The 17,164-nt window shown below is 65.7% G+C and carries 13 protein-coding genes; 8 read left to right on the top strand and 5 right to left on the bottom strand.

Going from position 1 to position 17,164, the window contains the following annotated elements:
* Positions 1-25 precede the first annotated feature (25 nt).
* The 3 genes from ttcA to ACS8Y6_RS00690 form a co-directional block, all read right to left on the bottom strand.
* A complete protein-coding gene (gene ttcA / locus ACS8Y6_RS00700; RefSeq protein ID WP_440849546.1) occupies positions 26-862 on the bottom strand; it encodes a tRNA 2-thiocytidine(32) synthetase TtcA in 837 nt (278 codons plus the stop codon).
* Positions 863-954: 92 nt separating this feature from the next.
* On the bottom strand, positions 955-1,833 hold the full coding sequence (locus ACS8Y6_RS00695) for a fructosamine kinase family protein (RefSeq protein ID WP_440849547.1): 879 nt from the start codon (positions 1,831-1,833) through the stop codon (positions 955-957).
* Positions 1,830-2,708, bottom strand: coding sequence for a 5'-3' exonuclease (locus ACS8Y6_RS00690; protein ID WP_440854813.1), 879 nt, complete (start codon positions 2,706-2,708; stop codon positions 1,830-1,832). Before ACS8Y6_RS00690 ends, ACS8Y6_RS00695 begins: the two co-directional genes overlap by 4 nt.
* A 68-nt stretch (positions 2,709-2,776) precedes the next feature.
* Here ACS8Y6_RS00690 and ACS8Y6_RS00685 point away from each other — a divergent pair, with 68 nt between their 5' ends.
* The 8 genes from ACS8Y6_RS00685 to ACS8Y6_RS00650 all read left to right on the top strand — a co-directional run bounded on the left by ACS8Y6_RS00685 (position 2,777) and on the right by ACS8Y6_RS00650 (position 13,679).
* Positions 2,777-3,547 carry a hypothetical protein gene (locus tag ACS8Y6_RS00685; RefSeq protein WP_440849549.1) on the top strand — a complete coding sequence of 257 codons (771 nt, stop codon included), beginning with the start codon at positions 2,777-2,779 and terminating at the stop codon, positions 3,545-3,547.
* Between the two features lie 203 nt (positions 3,548-3,750).
* Complete coding sequence (locus ACS8Y6_RS00680; protein ID WP_440849550.1) at positions 3,751-4,950, top strand: NAD(P) transhydrogenase subunit alpha; 1,200 nt, start codon at positions 3,751-3,753, stop codon at positions 4,948-4,950.
* A gap of 30 nt (positions 4,951-4,980) precedes the next feature.
* Positions 4,981-5,265 (top strand): NAD(P) transhydrogenase subunit alpha, encoded by a 285-nt coding sequence (locus ACS8Y6_RS00675; protein WP_109992807.1) that lies wholly within the window; start codon positions 4,981-4,983, stop codon positions 5,263-5,265.
* 32 nt (positions 5,266-5,297) lie between these two features.
* On the top strand, positions 5,298-6,695 hold the full coding sequence (locus ACS8Y6_RS00670; protein WP_440854812.1) for an NAD(P)(+) transhydrogenase (Re/Si-specific) subunit beta: 1,398 nt from the start codon (positions 5,298-5,300) through the stop codon (positions 6,693-6,695).
* Positions 6,696-6,796: 101 nt separating this feature from the next.
* Positions 6,797-7,390, top strand: a complete 594-nt coding sequence (locus ACS8Y6_RS00665; RefSeq protein ID WP_440849552.1) for an NUDIX hydrolase — start codon at positions 6,797-6,799, stop codon at positions 7,388-7,390.
* Between the two features lie 281 nt (positions 7,391-7,671).
* Positions 7,672-9,873, top strand: coding sequence for a primosomal protein N' (locus ACS8Y6_RS00660; RefSeq protein WP_440849553.1), 2,202 nt, complete (start codon positions 7,672-7,674; stop codon positions 9,871-9,873).
* A 1,260-nt stretch (positions 9,874-11,133) separates the two neighbouring features.
* A complete protein-coding gene (gene argS / locus ACS8Y6_RS00655; protein ID WP_440849554.1) occupies positions 11,134-12,801 on the top strand; it encodes an arginine--tRNA ligase in 1,668 nt (555 codons plus the stop codon).
* Positions 12,802-12,833: 32 nt separating this feature from the next.
* A complete protein-coding gene (locus tag ACS8Y6_RS00650) occupies positions 12,834-13,679 on the top strand; it encodes an SPOR domain-containing protein (protein ID WP_440849555.1) in 846 nt (281 codons plus the stop codon).
* 5 nt (positions 13,680-13,684) lie between these two features.
* On the opposite strand, the gene ACS8Y6_RS00645 is transcribed toward ACS8Y6_RS00650, so the two are convergent.
* Both ACS8Y6_RS00645 and uvrD read right to left on the bottom strand, forming a co-directional pair.
* A complete protein-coding gene (locus ACS8Y6_RS00645) occupies positions 13,685-14,806 on the bottom strand; it encodes a transporter substrate-binding domain-containing protein (RefSeq protein WP_440854811.1) in 1,122 nt (373 codons plus the stop codon).
* Between the two features lie 107 nt (positions 14,807-14,913).
* Positions 14,914-17,085, bottom strand: a complete 2,172-nt coding sequence (gene uvrD / locus ACS8Y6_RS00640) for a DNA helicase II (protein ID WP_440849557.1) — start codon at positions 17,083-17,085, stop codon at positions 14,914-14,916.
* Between the last annotated feature and the right edge of the window lie 79 nt (positions 17,086-17,164).

The following is a 17,164-nucleotide window of genomic DNA, read 5'->3' as shown; positions in this document are numbered from 1 at the left end:
GACACCGGTGCCGGGCCACGGATCGTCATGTGTCCGCGTCGGTTTCCAGGCCGGCGAAATCGAATAGCGCGCCATCGGCCATCTGCGACGGCGCGATTCGCGTCATCGACCGGAAGATGCGCTCGCTGCGCCCCGGGTCCTCGGCCTCCCAGCCTGCCAGCATGGCCTTGACGTTCTGCCGCGCCAGGTTCTCCTGCGAGCCGCACAGATTGCAGGGAATGATCGGGAACTGCTTGAGACGCGAATACTTCTCGATCTCGGCCTCGGCGCAGTACGCCAGCGGCCGGATCACGACGTTGTCGCCGTCGTCGGACTTCAGCTTCGGCGGCATGGCGGCCAGGCGCGCGCCATGAAACATGTTGAGAAACATGGTTTCCACGATGTCGTCGCGGTGATGGCCGAGCGCGATGCGGGTAAAGCCGTTCTCGCGCGCATAGCGATACAGGATGCCGCGGCGCAGACGCGAGCACAGCCCGCACATGGTGGCCCCGGGCGCGATCTTCTCCGTGACCACCGAGTAGGTGTCGCGCTCGATAATCTCGTAGTCGACGCCGAGCCCGGCCAGGTAATTCGGCAGGATATGCTCGGGAAAACCGGGCTGTTTCTGATCGAGGTTGACCGCCCGCAGGGTGAACGACACCGGAGCGACCTGCTGCAGATGAAGCAGCGTATCCAGCAGGGTATAGCTGTCCTTGCCGCCGGACAGGCAGACCATGATGCGCTCGCCGTCGCGGATCATGCCGTAATCGACGATCGCCTGGCCGGCCTGGCGACGCAGCCGCTTGGTCAGTTTTTCGGCCGCATTCGAACCGGGCGTCAGTCCGGTCGGGGCCCGGGTATCGAGAACGGGAATATCGCTCATGGCGCGCCGCGCGCTGGAAATGAATCGACGCTCATTGTACCGGCGTGTCGATCGGCGCCGCTACGCCCGGTCGGCGTGCGCCGGCAACGAACTCAGACACGCGCGACGAGCTGGGCCATCACGCGCCGCGCCTGGGCCGCATAACCGCCGCCGAACAGACGCGCGTGATTGAGCAGGTGATGCAGTTGATACAACGGCCGCCGGATCTCGCGATAGCCGGGCGATGCCGGCCAGGCCCCCCAGTAGGCTTCGTAGAAATCGGGGGAGAAGCCCCCGAACAATTCGGTGAGCGCCAGATCGGTCTCGCGATCGCCATAATAGACGGCCGGGTCGAAGATCACCGGCCGGCCGGCACGGTCGGCCCCGGCGTTGCCGCCCCAGAGGTCACCGTGCAGCAGCGAGGCCTCGGGTTTATGTCCGGCCAGCAGATCCGGCAGGACAGCCAGCAGCCGATCGCCCGCGCGCGCGAGTTCGGGATAATCCGGCGCGAGCGCGTCGAGCATCACGGCCAGGCGATTCTCGCGCCAGAACTCGGTCCAGTCGGCGTGGCGGGCATTGTGCTGGGTGTTCGGGCCGAGCGTGTTGTCGCGCTCCCAGCCGTGGCGCGTGGCCACGATGCCATGCATCTCGGCCAGCCCTTCGCCGAGCCGCGTCATCGAGGCTCGCGTCGGCCGCGCCAGTTCGAGATATTCGAGCACGATGAAGGCGGTATCACCGTTGGCCGCGACCGCGATCGGCTCGGGCACCCGCAGCAGGGTGGCCTGTCGCAGCTCCGACAGCCCGGCCGCCTCGGCCTGAAACATGGCGTGCCGGTCGGCCCGGTTGGTCTTGACGAAGAAACGGCGGTCGCCGTCGGAAACCACGTGTGCCTGGTTGATGTCGCCGCCGAGCGCCGTGCGGTGATCGACCACGGTGAACGGGCGTCCGGTGGCCGCGCCGATCGCGGATTCGATGACCGCCCAGTCGCTCATATCGTCTCACTCTCGGCCTCGAGGCCGAGCTGACCGCGCAGCCGCGGGCCCACGCCGTGTTCGTTGCACAGTTGTTGCAGCCGCGCCGTATCGGGCACCCGTCGGGCGATGTCGCGCTGCGCGGCATCGAGCGCGATATCGCGCACCACGGTGGCCAGGCGCCGCGACAGACGCGCCTGGTCGGCGTGTGCCTTGAGCCGCGTGGCCAGCGATTTTGCCCCGCGCAGGTCGGCCACGCGCACGGCGTCGATATCGGCCAGCAGGGTGTCGATATCGGCAAAGCGCGACAACAACGCCGCCGCTGTCTTGGCGCCGATGCCGGGCACGCCCGGGATGTTGTCGACCGTGTCGCCGACCAGGGCGAGATAATCGGGGATCGCAGCCGGCGCCACGCCGAAACGCGCGCGAACCGCCGACGCGTCGTAGCGGGTTTCGCGGGCGTAGTCCCAGAGGATATCGCCCGGACCGAGAATCTGGGCCAGATCCTTGTCCGAGGTCACCACCGTGACCGGTTCGTCGGCCGCGGCGGCCAGCGTGGCGATCAGATCATCGGCTTCGTACCGGGGGCTGGACAGGGTCGCCACGCCGAGCGCTTCGGTGATCGCCCGGCAGACGCCGATCTGACTCACCAGCTCCGCCGGCGGCTGTTCGCGGTTGGCCTTGTAATCGGCGAAGAACTCGTTGCGAAACGAATGGGTCAACGATTCGTCGAATGCGGCCGCGACGTATGCTTCGTCGGTGGCCGCGAGCAGCGCGGTCAGAAACCCGACATAGCCGTGCACGGCGTTCAGCGGGCGGCCATCGGCGCCGGTGATGGAGTCCGGTAGCGCATGGAACGCCCGGAAGATATAGACACTGGCGTCGATCAGCAGCATGTGGGTAGTGTACTGACCGACGCCCGGCCCGCGCCATGCGCTACCGGCATCCCATTCGGAGACGTTCTATGATTCGCACGATGTGGCGCGCGCTCGCCATGGCTGCCCTGATCGGCCTCACCAGCATGGCAAGCGCTGTTCAGGCCGATACCACCCTGACCTACGTGGGCGCCAGTGGCCAGTACAAGGTCTATATCACGCCCAAGGCCGTGCGCATCGACGGCGACGGCAGCGGCTGGCAGCTGTACAAACGCGGCGACCCGGCGATCATCTCGGTGTCGCCGAAGGATCAGACCTATACCCGGCTCGACAAGAACACGGCCAGCGAAATCCGCCATCAGATGAGTGCGTTGCGCGCCCGAATCGAAAATCGCCTGCAACAGCTGCCGCCGGATCAACGCCCGGCCGCCCGCGCGGCCATGGCCGAAAAAATACCCGGACTGAACGGCAAGCGGGAGTCCATCGGACTGGATCACACCGGGGCCACCGACAAGGTGGATGGCATTGCCTGCCAGGTCATCCAGATCGTGCGCGGCGGCCGACCGGCGCACAAGATGTGCGTGGCCAGCGCCGAGGCGCTGGGGCTGTCCGACGCTAGCTTCCGCACCGTGAAATCGATGTTCGCCTTGTTGCGCGAGATGCTCAGCGGCACCGGCCTGGAGGGCATCGGCCTGCCATATCGAAATCTTTCGGGCATGCCGATTCGCTTCCACGACAGTCTGTCCGGCGAACAACGCGCCCTCGCCGCGTTGAACCACAAGCCCATTGCCGCCAGCCGCCTCGCCATTCCCGGCAACTATGTCGAGAAAAAACCCGAGGCCGCGTCCGCCGGTCGTTAAAGCCACAGCGCAAACAATGAACGGCCCGGAATATCAATTCTCATTCAAAATGAATGAAAAGTATATTCTTATGCCCTCGCTATCTAACCGAAACTATGGTTAGACTTTAGCCACCGGTGCGTCACCGGCCACGGAGATACGGCCGCCCGCCGGCCGACATATAACAACACCATCGACGACTCGAACATGGGCCGAACAAGAATATGACCGTATCGATTGCTGTAGCGAAGGAGACGGCAGCGGGCGAAAAGCGCGTTGCCATGGTGCCCAAGATCGCCGCGAAGCTGACCAAGCTCGACGTGGCGCTCACCGTCGCCAAGGGCGCCGGCGAGGGAAGCCGCATTCCCGACGAATCCTACGACGAGCGCGTGACGCTGTCGGGGCGGGCCGACGAGATCTACACCGCCGATGTGGTGCTCGCGGTCAATGCGCCGGAAGTCAAACAAATCAACAAAATGAAGAAGGGGTCGGTGCTGATCAGCTTCGTCCAGGGGCACAACAACCCGGACGTGGTCGAAGCGTTGCAGAACAACGGCATCACCTGCTTCGCCATGGAACTGATCCCGCGCATCAGCCGGGCCCAGTCGATGGACGCGCTGTCCTCCCAGGCCAATGCCGCCGGCTACAAGGCGGCATTGATTGCCGCCAATGCGCTGGAACGCTTCCTGCCCATGCTGACCACGGCCGCCGGCACCATCCGGCCGGCCAAGGTGCTGGTCATCGGCGCGGGCGTGGCGGGCCTGCAGGCCATCGCCACCGCCGGGCGGCTCGGCGCCAAGGTGTATGGCTATGATGTGCGCACCGATACCAAGGAACAGGTCGAATCGCTCGGCGCCGAATTCCTGGTGGCCGAGGGCGTGAAAGCCGAGGCCGACGGCGGCTATGCGCGCGAGCTGACCGACGACGAGAAAGCCCAACAGCAACAGATGCTGGTCGACAACATGGCCGACGCCGACGCCGTGATCACCACGGCCGCCGTACCGGGCAAGCCGGCGCCCAGGATCGTGTCCAGGGCCATGGTCGAGGCCATGAAGCCCGGCGCCGTGCTGGTCGATCTGGCGGCGGCCGGCGGCGGCAACTGCGAGCTGACGAAACCCGACGAGATCGTCACCCACGGCGCGGTCACCATCCACGGTCCGTCCAACGTACCGTCCCTGCTGGCCGAGCACGCGAGCGAAATGTATGCCCAGAACGTGTTCAACTTCCTGCAGCTGATCGTGGTCGAGGAAGAAGGCCAGGAGGACGCCAAGCCGGGCGAGAAGAAACACAAGCTCGCCTTCGACTGGGAGGACGAGATCCTGGCCAAGTCGGTGCTGACCCGCGACGGTGAACTGGTCAACGAGGCGGTCAAGGCCGCGCTCGGCGCCGCCAGTGACGCGCGCAACGCCAAACAGAAAACTTAGATTCGAGACGGCATTCGGGGAGAGAGAATCATGATTACGGGTTTTGTGGCGCTGTATATCTTCATGCTGGCCGCTTTCACCGGCTACGAGATCATCGGCCGTGTACCCAGCATCCTGCACACGCCGCTGATGTCGGGCTCGAACTTCGTGCACGGCATCGTGCTGGTCGGCGCGATGGTCGCGCTCGGCAACGCCGACGGTTTCTGGGAGACGCTAATCGGCTTCGTGGGCACGATGCTGGCCGCGGGCAACGCGGTGGGCGGTTATGTCGTGACCGAGCGCATGCTCGAAATGTTCAAGTCCTCCAAGGACTGATCCGAGAACAACCACGATAAAAGGGGTCACCTATGGGTTTCTGGGGCTTTCTCGTCAACGCGAGTTATTTCGTCGCCGCGGTACTGTTCATCTATGGCCTGAAGCAGATGGGCTCGCCGCGCACCGCGCGCAACGGCATCAAGGTCGCCGGCGCCGGCATGCTGGTGGCGACCCTCTTCACCTTCTTCCATCCGGCCATCCACGCGGGCGCCTGGCACTACATCCTCATGATCGTGGCCATCGCCATCGGCGGCTCGGCGGCCTGGATCTCCGGCAAACGCGTGCAGATGACGGCCATGCCGCAGATGGTCGCGCTGTACAACGGCATGGGCGGCGGCGCGGCCGCGGCCATCGCGCTGGTGGAGATGTATTCGCACGAGGCGTTTTCGGCCGGTTTCGCGCTGATCATCATGGCCGTGGTGGGCGCGCTCATCGGCGGCGTGTCGTTCGCCGGCTCGCTGATCGCCTGGGCCAAGCTGGAAGGCAAGCTGACCCGTGCGTTCCGCATCCCGGGCCAGCAGATCGCGACGCTGGCGCTGGCCGTGCTGATCGTGATCTTCGGCTGGGCGATCGTGGCGTCCGATTTCTCGGCGCCGGTGCTGGTCACGGTGTTCTTCTTCATGAGTCTGGCCTTCGGCGTGTTGCTGACGATCCCGATCGGCGGCGCCGACATGCCGGTCGTGATCTCGATGTACAACGCCTTCACGGGTCTCGCCGTGGCCTTCGAAGGGTATGTCATCGACAACCCGGCGATGATCATCGCCGGCATGGTGGTGGGCGCGGCCGGTTCGCTGCTGACCTATCTCATGGCCAAGGGCATGAACCGCTCGCTGACCAACGTGCTGTTCGCCGGCTTCGGCGTGGACGAGGGCAGTCAGGCCGAAGACCCCGAGGGCGAAATGAAGTCGGTCGAGGCCTTCGACGCCGCGGCGTCGATGGCCTATGCCGATAGCCTGATCATCGTTCCCGGCTACGGTCTCGCGGTCGCGCAGGCCCAGCACAAGCTCTGGGAGTTCGTGCAGGCACTGCAGAAGGAACACGGCGTGGATGTGAAGTTCGCCATCCATCCGGTGGCGGGTCGCATGCCCGGGCACATGAACGTGCTGCTGGCCGAGGCCGGCGTGCCCTACGACCTGATCTACGACCTGGAAGAAATCAACCCGGAATTCGGCGCGGCCGACGCCGCGCTCGTGATCGGCGCCAACGACGTGGTCAACCCGGCCGCCAAGGAGGACAAGGGCAGCCCCATCTACGGCATGCCGATCCTCAACGTCGATGCCGCGCGCGAGGTCTACGTGATCAAGCGCGGCAAGGGAACGGGCTTTTCCGGCGTGACCAACCATCTGTTCTTCGGCGAAAACACCCGCATGGTGTTCGGCGACGCCAAGCAGGTTTGTGCCGATCTGACCAGCGGGCTCAAACAGATCTAGTCGCGCTCCGGCCGTCGAATCGTGCGCACAAGCCGCCCATCCGGGCGGCTTTTTTCATGTCCCGATGCAGCCATCGACGATCGGCCGTATCCTCGACGGTCATGCATGAGCTCGCCCCACTCATCGCCCGCCTGCAGCGCCATCGCGCGCGGCGCAATCCGTTGCGTCGGCGACTCAAGCGCGCCGCGGTGGCCGCACTGCTGCGCGATTCGCGCCAGGGCGTCGAAGTCCTGGTGGTCGAACGCGCGCATCGCCCGGGCGATCCCTGGTCCGGCGACATGGCCCTGCCCGGCGGGCGCATCGAGGCCGTCGACGAAGCCAGCGCGTCGCGCGCGGCCTGTCGCGAAACCGCCGAGGAAATTGGCGTGGCGATCGATCGATCACTCGGCATCGGCAGGCTCCGCGACCAGCTCACACTCGATCATCGTCGGCGTCGACCAATGGTGATATCGCCGTTCGTTTATCGCTGGCCGCGCGATGCGACGATCACGCCGAACGCCGAAATCGCCGACTGGACCTGGGTACCGCTGGCCTGGCTCGACGAGCCCGCGAATCGGGGGCAGTTCACCTGGCGTGTTCGCGGCGTGCCCAAGTCGATGCCCTGCTACGACTGCGGCGATGGTCGCCGGATCTGGGGGCTGACCCTGCGCATGCTCGACGAGCTGCGCCGCGCCGGCCCCGGGGGGCGCGAATGACGGCATCAAAACTGTCCGCCCGCGTCACATACCGTATCGCCGCATCAGGCGCTGCGGCCACGGCCATGGCATCGAATACACAACAAATTGTGCACAAATCCACAGTGTTGCCTTCTTGTCGCAAACCCACGCGCCGCGCATGAGCCGCGCAAAATACGATCGCAAGCATCTGATTAAATTATATTTTAATAAAAAAAATCATGATGGAGGCAATATTGGCTTGTTCCCATGAGTGAACCGTCCCGATTTCATCCACGTACTTATCCACAGGCGCCAGAGCGTTGAGCGAGCAGGCTTACCCCGTTGTTCGAGTGGCCGTCCCCGTGCCGCTTTACGGCACTTTCGACTACCTTATCGCGCCGGATGCGGCGGTGTCGGTGGGCGCGCGTGTCCAGGTTCGCTTCGGGCGCCGACCGCTGGTGGGCGTGATCGTGGCCGTCGATGTGGCAAGCCAGGTCACGGTGGACAAGCTCAAACCCGTGTTGCGGGTGCTGGACGACACCCCCTTGTTCGACGACGCGCTGCTCAAGCTGCTGCGCTGGACCGCCCGTTATTATCACCACCCGCTCGGCGATACGCTGGCCACCGCGTTGCCGGCGGCCCTGCGGCGGACCGGGAGCGCTGCCGACAACGATAGTACCCGCAATCGCGGCTGGCAGGCCGTGGCCGAGCCGCCGGCCGATGCCGAGACCACACTCACGCGTGCGCCACGCCAGCAAGAGCTGCTCACTGTGATTCGCGCGGCCGATAACGCCGTGGCCCACAGCACATTGCTGGCCCGCTTTCCCGGCGCCGGGCGGCCACTGCAGGCGCTGGCCGAGCGCGGCCTGATCGAGGCCATCGAGCTGCCGGGCGGGCTGGAGACCGGCAGCGCCGGCTCCCCGCCGCCGCTGACCGCCGACCAACAGGCGGTGGTGGATCGGCTGCGCGAGGCCGACGGCTTTGCGCCGGCGTTGATCGAAGGCGTGACCGGCTCCGGCAAGACCGAGATCTATTTCCAGCGCATGGCCGACACCCTGGCCACCGGCCGCCAGGTGCTGTTTCTGGCGCCGGAGATCGGTCTCACGCCGCAGCTCATCGATCGTCTGCGCGCGCGCTTCGCCGCGGCCATCGGCGTGCTGCATTCCCAGCGCAGTGACGGCGAACGGGCCGATGTCTGGCGCGCGGCCGCGGCCGGCGAGGCCGATATCGTGATCGGGACGCGCTCGGCCGTGTTCACGCCGATGCCGCGGCTCGGCCTGATCATCGTGGACGAAGAGCACGACGGCTCCTACAAGCAGGGCGATGGCCTGCGCTACCACGCCCGCGATGTGGCCTTGAAGCGCGCCCAGGACGCCGCTATTCCGGTTCTACTGGGCAGCGCCACGCCCGCGCTGGAAACCCTGCACAACGCCCGCGCCGGGCGCTTCGACCATCTCCGGCTGGCCCGGCGCGCCACCGGTGCAGCCCTGCCGGCGATCCGGCTGATCGACATCCGCTCGCGTCCGCTCGACGGTGGCCTGTCCGACCCGTTGATCAACCGCATCCGGCCGCACCTGGAGGCCGGCAACCAGGTGATGATCTTCATCAACCGGCGCGGCTTCGCCCCGGCCCTGCTCTGCCACGACTGCGGCTGGAGCGCGCCCTGTCATCGCTGCGATGCGCCGATGACCATCCACGGCGCGATGAGCCGGCTGATCTGTCACCACTGCGGCAGCGCCGAAAATGCGCCGACCACCTGCCCATCGTGCGGCAGCGAGACACTGGTCGCACTCGGCGCCGGCACCCAGCGCGTCGCGGGCGCGCTGCGCAGTCATTTCCCCGACGTTTCCATCGCCCGCTTCGACCGCGACAGCATGAGCCGCCGCGGCCGGCTCGAAGCCCAACTCGCCGATGTCGCCAACGGCAAGACACAACTGCTGGTCGGTACCCAGATGCTGGCCAAGGGCCACGATTTCGCGCGTCTGACCTGTGTCGGCGTCCTCGATGTCGACGGCGGCCTGTTCTCGGCCGATTTCCGCGCCACCGAGCACATGGCCCAGGTCGTCACCCAGGTTGCCGGTCGTGCCGGCCGTGCCGACCGGCCGGGGGAAGTCTGGCTGCAGACGCGCAATCCCGAACACCCGATGCTGATACGCCTGCTGGGCGGCGGCTATCCGGGCTTCGCCGAGGCCGCCCTGGCCGAACGCGAGGCCACCGCGCTGCCGCCCTACGGCCATCTCGCCCTGCTGCGTGCCGAGGCGCACGAGCAGCAATACCCCCACGCCTTTCTGGCGGCGGCCGCTGAAACGGTCCCCATGGGTGGCGAGCTGGCGTGCTGGGGGCCGGTGCCGGCCCCCATGGCCCGGCGTGCCGGCCGCTACCGCGCGCATCTGCTGCTGCATGCGGCGCGTCGGGCCCTGCTGCATCCCGTGCTCGACCGCTGGCAGAGCCAGCTGGCCGAGCTGCCGGCCGCCCGGCGCGTGCGCTGGTCGATCGATGTCGATCCGCAGGATCTGCTCTAGCCGCCGCTATTCTTTTTGTGTTTCGGTCGTCGAAGAAAACTGTCCGCAGATCGACGCAGATGCACGCAGATACGGTTGTACTTTCGCGGCGTAGCGGATTCGAGGCGCGAACCGGCGACGGCGTCGCATGGGCTCAAAGTGAACAAGCCTGGCGGAGAACAAAGCGCGTACAGCCGTTTGCGCCACGATCGAACCAGTGCCGCAAATGACTCACCGCCATCTGCATAATCTGCGTAATCTGCGGACAAATGCCTTCAGGAACGAAGACAAAGGTCACGCGGAGCCCGAAACCAGGTCGGTCGCGAACCGGTCCGCAAATGAACGCGAAGTACGCCAATGGCGGGCTGGCATTTCGACCTGACGGATGAGCGGCGCCGTTGTGCTTTTCGGGCTTCGTTTGGCGAAGAAAACGGTCCGCAGATCAACGCAGATTTACGCAGATGCGGTTGTACTTTCGCGGCGTAGCGGATTCGAGGCGCTAAAAGGCGAGTGAGTTGAACGAAGCTTGCAACTCGAATAACTGGTTTGGGGGCGAAGCGCGTACAGCCGTTTGCGCCACGATCGAACCAATGCCGCAAATGACGAACCGCCATCTGCGTGCATCTGTGTTGATCTGCGGATAAATGCCTTAAGGAACGAAGAGACAGGTCAAGCGGCGCCCCGAAACCAGGCCGGTCGCGAACCGGTCCGCAAATGAACGCGAAGTACGCCAATGGCGGGCTGGCATTTCGACCTGACGGATGAGCGGCGCCGTTGTGCTTTTCGGGCTTCGTTCGGCGAAGAAAACGGTCCGCAGATCGACGCAGATTCACGCAGATGCGGTTGTGCTTTCGTGACGTAGCAGATTCGAGGCGCAAACCGGCGACGGCGTCGGATAGGCTCAAAGTGAGCAAGCCCGGCGGAGAACAAAGAGCAGGCAGCCGTTTGCGCCACGATCGAACCAGTGCCCCCAAATGACTCACCGCCATCTGCGTGAATCTGTGTCGATCTGCGGACAAATGCCTTAAGGAACGAAGAGACAGGTCAGGCGGCGCACCGAAACCAAGGAGGCCGAGAACCCAATCCGCCATTTGCGCTTTTTGCGTTGATTTGCGGACTGAAAACGTGAAATGCCAACGAACCAGCGGCGACCGGCGCGACCCGGGCCTGAGCCGCGTGCCGAGGCTGCGATCCAGTTTACTCGGGGCTGAAACATGGCCCGCGCCACCGGGCGGCGTTAGACTGCACGGTTTTCACCCGACCCTCTGCGTTGTTCTCGCCGTGAAAGCACTAGTCCAAGATCTGCTCGTCGACGCCGCCACCCGAGCCTGGCCCGATATCGACATCCCGGCGGATCCCCACGTCGAGCGCACGCGCGACGCCGCGCACGGCGATTTCGCCTCCAACCTGGCCATGCAGCTGACCAAGGCGGCACGCCGCAATCCGCGCGAGATCGCCCAGGCGATCGTGGATCAGCTCGGCGGCGACGAACGCATCGCCAAGGTCGAGATCGCCGGGCCCGGCTTCATCAACTTCTTCCTGGCGCCGGCGGCTTTCCGATCGGTGATCGACGATGTGCTGGCGGCCGGCGAGGCCTACGGCCGCTCGGATGAAGGCCAGGGCCGCAAGGTGCTGATCGAGTTCGTCTCGGCCAATCCGACCGGGCCGCTGCACGTCGGCCATGGCCGCCAGGCCGCGATCGGCGATTGCCTGGCCCGGCTCTACGAGGCGATCGGCTGGAACGTCACCCGCGAGTTCTACTACAACGACGCCGGCAACCAGATCGAGATGCTGGCGAAATCGGTCGCCGCGCGTTGCGCCGGGCTCACCCCCGAGGACGCCGACTGGCCGGAAGGCGGATATCGCGGCGAGTATCTGTCGGATCTGGCGAGCGCCTATCTCGAAGGCGCCACCGTGGTCGCCGACGATCGCGAAGTCACCGGCGCGGCCGACCCGAACGACATGCAGGCCATTCGCGAATTCGCGGTGGCCTATCTGCGCCGCGAACAGGACGAGGACCTGCGCGCCTTCGGCGTGGTATTCGACAACTATGCGCTGGAATCGGCCCTGTATGCCGACGGCCGGGTCGAACAGACGGTTGCCGCGCTGGTCGCCGCCGGGCACAGCTACGAGGCCGATGGCGCGCTGTGGCTCAAGACCACCGACTACGGCGACGACAAGGATCGCGTCATGCGCAAGGCCGGGGGCGGTTACACCTACTTCGTGCCGGATGTCGCCTATCACCGCGCCAAGTGGGAGCGCGGCTTCACCCACGCCATCAACGTCCAGGGCGCCGACCACCACGGCACCATCGCTCGTGTTCGCGCCGGCTTGCAGGCGTTGGATGTCGGCATTCCGGAAGGCTGGCCGGCGTACGTGCTGCACCAGATGGTTACCGTCATGCGCGGCGGCGAGGAAGTGAAACTGTCCAAGCGCGCCGGTTCCTACGTGACGGTGCGCGATCTCATCGACGAGGTCGGCCGCGATGCGACGCGTTATTTCCTGGTCGCGCGCAAGTCGGACTCGCATCTGACCTTCGATATCGACCTGGCCCGCAGCCAGTCGGAGGACAACCCGGTCTACTACATCCAGTACGCCCACGCGCGCATCGCCAGCGTGTTTCGTCAGCTCGACGAACAGGGCCTGGCGTATGATCGCGATTCGGCGGACATGGCACGTCTGGATTCGGAACACGAGCAGCGCCTGATCACGGCCTTGTCGCGCTTTCCGGAAGTGGTGACCGCCGCGGCCGCGGACTCGGCCGTGCAAAGCGTCGCGCATTATCTGCGGGATACCGCCGACGCATTTCACAGCTACTACAATGCGCAGAAATTCGTTATCGATGATGAGCCGTTACGCAACGCCCGCCTGACCCTGATCTCGGCCGCACGTCAGGTGCTGGCGAACGGTCTCGCGCTGCTGGGTGTATCAGCACCGGACCGGATGTAACGCAGTCTGCTTCGATCGAGAAGGTGTGGCAAATGGCCCGCGACTACTCTTCGCGCCGTAACAATCCGCCGGACAAGAACGGCAAGCGCAAGCCCGCCAAGCGGCCGACACCCGCCGCGCGCCCGGTACGCTCGAAGCCGAAGACCCCGCCGCGTAAAAAGGCCGGCGGCAGTGGCGGCGGCGCAGCGAACCGTGGCGCAGGCGCTACGGGCTGTATCTGGCTTTTGTGCGCTCTGTTACTCGGGGTGGTGGGCGTATCGGTCTATTACATCGCCAGCCGGCCGGCCGGCCACGGCCCGGAAAGCGTGAACGTCGAGCTCCCCGACAATCAGTCCGGCGCGAGTTCGGGCAACAACGCCCGAAGCGCAAACCGGGCTTCGAGCAGCGGCGCGGACAAGTCCGGGGCAGCGTCCGCGGAGCAAAAACAGAACCACCCGCGGTTCTCGTTCTACAAGATGTTGCCGAACTACAAGGTGGAAGTGCCGGCCGGACAGCAAGCCCAGCAGCCGTTCACCGACAACAAAGAGCCGCACGAAGTCGAACCGTCCGCCAATACACCGGCGCCCAGCGCGCCGAGCCATCCCACCAACCACTCCAATGACACTGCGCACGCGTCGACACCATCGAAGCCGGGCCCGGCGGGCCCGGGTTACGTCATCCAGGCCGGCGCCTTCTCCACCGAGAAAGATGCCGATCACCGCAAGGCCCAACTCGCCCTGCTCGGCGTGACCGCCGATATCGTCGATGTCCGGACCTCGTCGGGCAAAACGGTCTACCGGGTGCAGAGCAACACGCTCGAATCCAGCAATACCGCGCACTCGCTCGCCCAGCGGCTGCAATCGCACGGCATTGAGACCATGGTGCGGCAAACGCACTGACCCGCTCAGGATGAGCCGACGAAGCGGGCCACCAGCCGATTCCAGTCGCTGCCGGCCAGCGTCGCCAGAATCGCCCGGTCGATCGGCTCACGCAGCGGGCTGCCCTGCGGCAGCGCGAAGGCATAGTCCTGACGCTCGAAGGTGGTGGCGAGCACCCGCAGCCGGCCGGGAAATGCCTTACGGATACGGTATTTGAGCAACGGCGCGTCGTAGACCACGGCATCGACGCGATCATCGGCCAGCGCGGTCAGCGCCGCGTCCAGCGAATGCGTGGCACGAAAGCCGATACCGCGATCGGCGAGGGCGGCGGCGGCGGCGGAGCCGCTCACCGTCGCCACCCGGGCGTGGGCCAGATCGCTGACGCCCTGGATTCCGGTCGAGAGCCTGTTCACGGTCAGCGACGTGGCGATGGCGGCAGTGAAGCTGGAAATGATGATGATCGCCGCGAACATCCAGACCAGACCCACCAGGCGCCCGCCCAATGTGCGCGGCGACTTGTCGCCGTAGCCGACCGTGGTCATGGTCACCGCGGCCCACCAGAAGCCGCTGCCCAGCCCCTTGAACACACCGCCGCCGAACTCCTCGCGATTGTGACGGTGCTCGAAGGCCCAGACGACCACGCCCACCAGCAACAACACGCCGGCCAGCGCCGCCAGCGCGGTGAAAAACTGCCAGGAGAACAGACGCCGAATGGTCAGCCAGAGACTACTGCCCTGCGACGCCGGCAGGGCGATCGCCAGACCGGTGGTATAGAACGGATAGCTGAAGTCCACCCGGGCCTCGCGCGGCTCGGTGACCGTAAGCGCGGCCACCGACACATCGAGACTGCCGTTTTCCAGCCCGGTGAACAGGCCCGACAAATCGCGCTCGACATAATGGGTTTTCAGGTGCAGTTTCGCGGCCACCCGCTGCCACAGCGCAATCGACAGGCCGGTATAGCCGTTGGCGCCGTCGCGCATGACGAACGGCGGCGTGAGCTTGGTGCCCACCGTCAGTGTCTTGCCGCGCTCACCGGGCGGCAGCGCGCTGTCGATGCTCGCTTTGTCGGTCGACGCGCCGCTAGACGCCGGGCCCTGCGCCGATGCCGCCGCAGGGCACAGTCCACCCAGCAGACACAGCACAATCACGACCGCACGTGCGACCCTCCCCCGATACCGCATCGATCCCCCCGATACCAAAATTCGATCGATGCACGAGTATAGCGCGGGTTACCGCGATTATCGGCGAGCGGGATTCAGATCGGATCGAGCTTGGCGTAGCCGGCGATCAGCCATTTACTGCCGGCGCCATCGAAGTTGACCTGGACCCGTGCCCGCGCGCCGTCGCCCTCGAAGGCCAGTACCGTGCCCTCGCCGAATTTCTTGTGCATGACACGCTGACCGAGCCCGAGCCCAGCGGATTTGCCTTCGTTGCGGCCGATCGGGCCAGGCCGGAACACCGGCTGGGAGATGCCCGCCTGGGGGCGGGTTTCGCGCAGGTACTCGGACGGGATCTCGCGCAGAAAGCGCGACGGCGCGGCCAGATTCTCCTGGCCGTGCAGCCGGCGGACTTCGGCGTGCGAGAGATTGAGCTTTTCCATCGCCCGGGTCATGCCGACATAAGCCAGCCGGCGCTCTTCCTCGAGGCCATTGTCGTCCGCGACCGAGCGCTGGTGCGGAAACAAGCCTTCTTCCATGCCGACCATGAATACCAGCGGGAACTCCAGGCCCTTGGCAGCATGCAGCGTCATCAGCTGGACCGAATCATCCCACTCGCCGGCCTGGGCCTCACCGGCTTCCAGCGAGGCATAGGCCAGGAACTGGGTGATCTCGTCCATGGTCTCGTCGTCGTCCGCGGTATACGCGCGGGCGGCGGAAACCAGTTCGTCAAGGTTGTCCTTGCGGGCCTCGGCCTTTTCGTCGTTGCCCTTGCCGTGATGCGTCTTGAGATCGGTAACCGCGATGACATGCTCGGTGGCCTCGTGCAACGCCATGCCCTCGGCGCTGGTATCGAGTTCGTCGATCAGCCGGATGAAGTTCAGCACCGCGTTGGCGGCGCGCGCCGGCAGGCGCTGTGGGTTATCGGGGTCCGCCAGTTCATGGGCCGCCTGCCAGAGATTCATGGCGCCGGCCCGGGCGTGGGTGCGGATCTTGTCGACCGTGGTGTTGCCGATGCCGCGGGTGGGTGTGTTCACTACCCGTTCGAAGGCGGCATCGTCGGAGCGCGACTGCATCAGCCGCAGATAGGCCAGCGCGTCCTTGATCTCGGCGCGCTCGAAGAACTTCTGGCCGCCGTAGATGCGATACGGGATCTCGGCGGCGATCAGGCGCTCTTCCAGTACCCGCGACTGGGCGTTGGAGCGATACAGGATCGCCACGTCGGACCGCGCCCCGCCGTCGGCGATCCAGTTCTGGATGCGGGTGACGACGTGCTGGGCCTCGTCGTATTCGTTGAAGGCGGCATAGACGTCGATCGGCTCGCCGTCCGCGCCGGCGGTCCACAACTCCTTGCCGAGCCGCGACAGGTTGTGCCCGATCAGCCCGTTGGCCGCGGCCAGGATGGTGCCGGTCGAGCGATAGTTCTGCTCCAGGCGCACGGTCCGGGTGCCGGCGAAGTCATTCTCGAAGCTGAGGATATTGTCGACCCGCGCACCGCGCCAGGAATAAATCGACTGATCGTCGTCGCCGACGATGAAGACCTTGCCCTCGGGCCCGGCGAGCAGCCGGATCCAGGCGTACTGCAGCGCGTTGGTATCCTGGAACTCGTCGACCAGCAGATGCGAAAAACGGCGACGATAGTGCGCCAGCAGGTCGGCATTGTCGCGGCAGGTCTCGTAGGCGCGCAGCAACAGCTCGGGAAAATCGACCAGCCCGGCCGCCTCGCGCGCGTTCTCGTAGGCGGTATACACCCGGATCATCTGGGATCGGGCGTAATCCCCGGTATCAGCCAGGTCCCGCGGGCGCTCGGCGTCTTCCTTGCAGCTGTTGATGAAGCCGGCCATCTGGCGCGGCGGCCAGCGCTGTTCGTCGATCTCCAGACCACGCATGGCGCGCTTGACCAGGCGCAGCTGATCGTCGGAGTCGATGATCTGGAACGTCTGCGGCAGCTTCGCTTCCTTGTAGTGCAGGCGCAGCAGCCGATGCGCAATACCGTGGAACGTGCCCACCCACATGGCGCGGGCCGGCACGCGCAGCATCGGTTCGAGGCGCGCGCGCATCTCGCCGGCGGCCTTGTTGGTGAAGGTCACCGCCAGGATCGACTGCGGCGAAACCCCTTCCACACCGATCAGCCAGGCAATGCGGTGGATGAGCACGCGCGTCTTGCCGGAGCCGGCGCCGGCCAGCACGCGCAGGTGCGCCGGCGGCGCGCCGACCGCTTCGCGCTGAGCATCATTGAGACCGTCGAGGATTGCGGATACATCGTCCATGCGCGGATTGTAACCAAAGGCGGACACCGGCAGTTCAGCAGACGCTGGTAATCTTTGACTACCGAGTCATTCAACGCCG

It is taken from the genome of Salinisphaera sp. RV14, assembly GCF_052044135.1.
In the GTDB taxonomy this organism is placed as follows: Bacteria; Pseudomonadota; Gammaproteobacteria; order Nevskiales; family Salinisphaeraceae; genus Salinisphaera.
Note: the sequence above shows the minus strand (reverse complement) of the source record. Positions and strands in the feature narration are given on the sequence as shown.

Excerpts from the sequence above, each read along its gene's own strand:
- ttcA (WP_440849546.1), bottom strand. The coding sequence starts at position 862 with ATGAGCGATATTCCCGTTCTCGATACCCGGGCCCCGACCGGACTGACG.
- ACS8Y6_RS00695 (WP_440849547.1), bottom strand. The coding sequence starts at position 1,833 with ATGAGCGACTGGGCGGTCATCGAATCCGCGATCGGCGCGGCCACCGGA.
- ACS8Y6_RS00690 (WP_440854813.1), bottom strand. The coding sequence starts at position 2,708 with ATGCTGCTGATCGACGCCAGTGTCTATATCTTCCGGGCGTTCCATGCG.
- ACS8Y6_RS00685 (WP_440849549.1), top strand. The coding sequence starts at position 2,777 with ATGATTCGCACGATGTGGCGCGCGCTCGCCATGGCTGCCCTGATCGGC.
- ACS8Y6_RS00680 (WP_440849550.1), top strand. The coding sequence starts at position 3,751 with ATGACCGTATCGATTGCTGTAGCGAAGGAGACGGCAGCGGGCGAAAAG.
- ACS8Y6_RS00675 (WP_109992807.1), top strand. The coding sequence starts at position 4,981 with ATGATTACGGGTTTTGTGGCGCTGTATATCTTCATGCTGGCCGCTTTC.
- ACS8Y6_RS00670 (WP_440854812.1), top strand. The coding sequence starts at position 5,298 with ATGGGTTTCTGGGGCTTTCTCGTCAACGCGAGTTATTTCGTCGCCGCG.
- ACS8Y6_RS00665 (WP_440849552.1), top strand. The coding sequence starts at position 6,797 with ATGCATGAGCTCGCCCCACTCATCGCCCGCCTGCAGCGCCATCGCGCG.
- ACS8Y6_RS00650 (WP_440849555.1), top strand. The coding sequence starts at position 12,834 with ATGGCCCGCGACTACTCTTCGCGCCGTAACAATCCGCCGGACAAGAAC.
- uvrD (WP_440849557.1), bottom strand. The coding sequence starts at position 17,085 with ATGGACGATGTATCCGCAATCCTCGACGGTCTCAATGATGCTCAGCGC.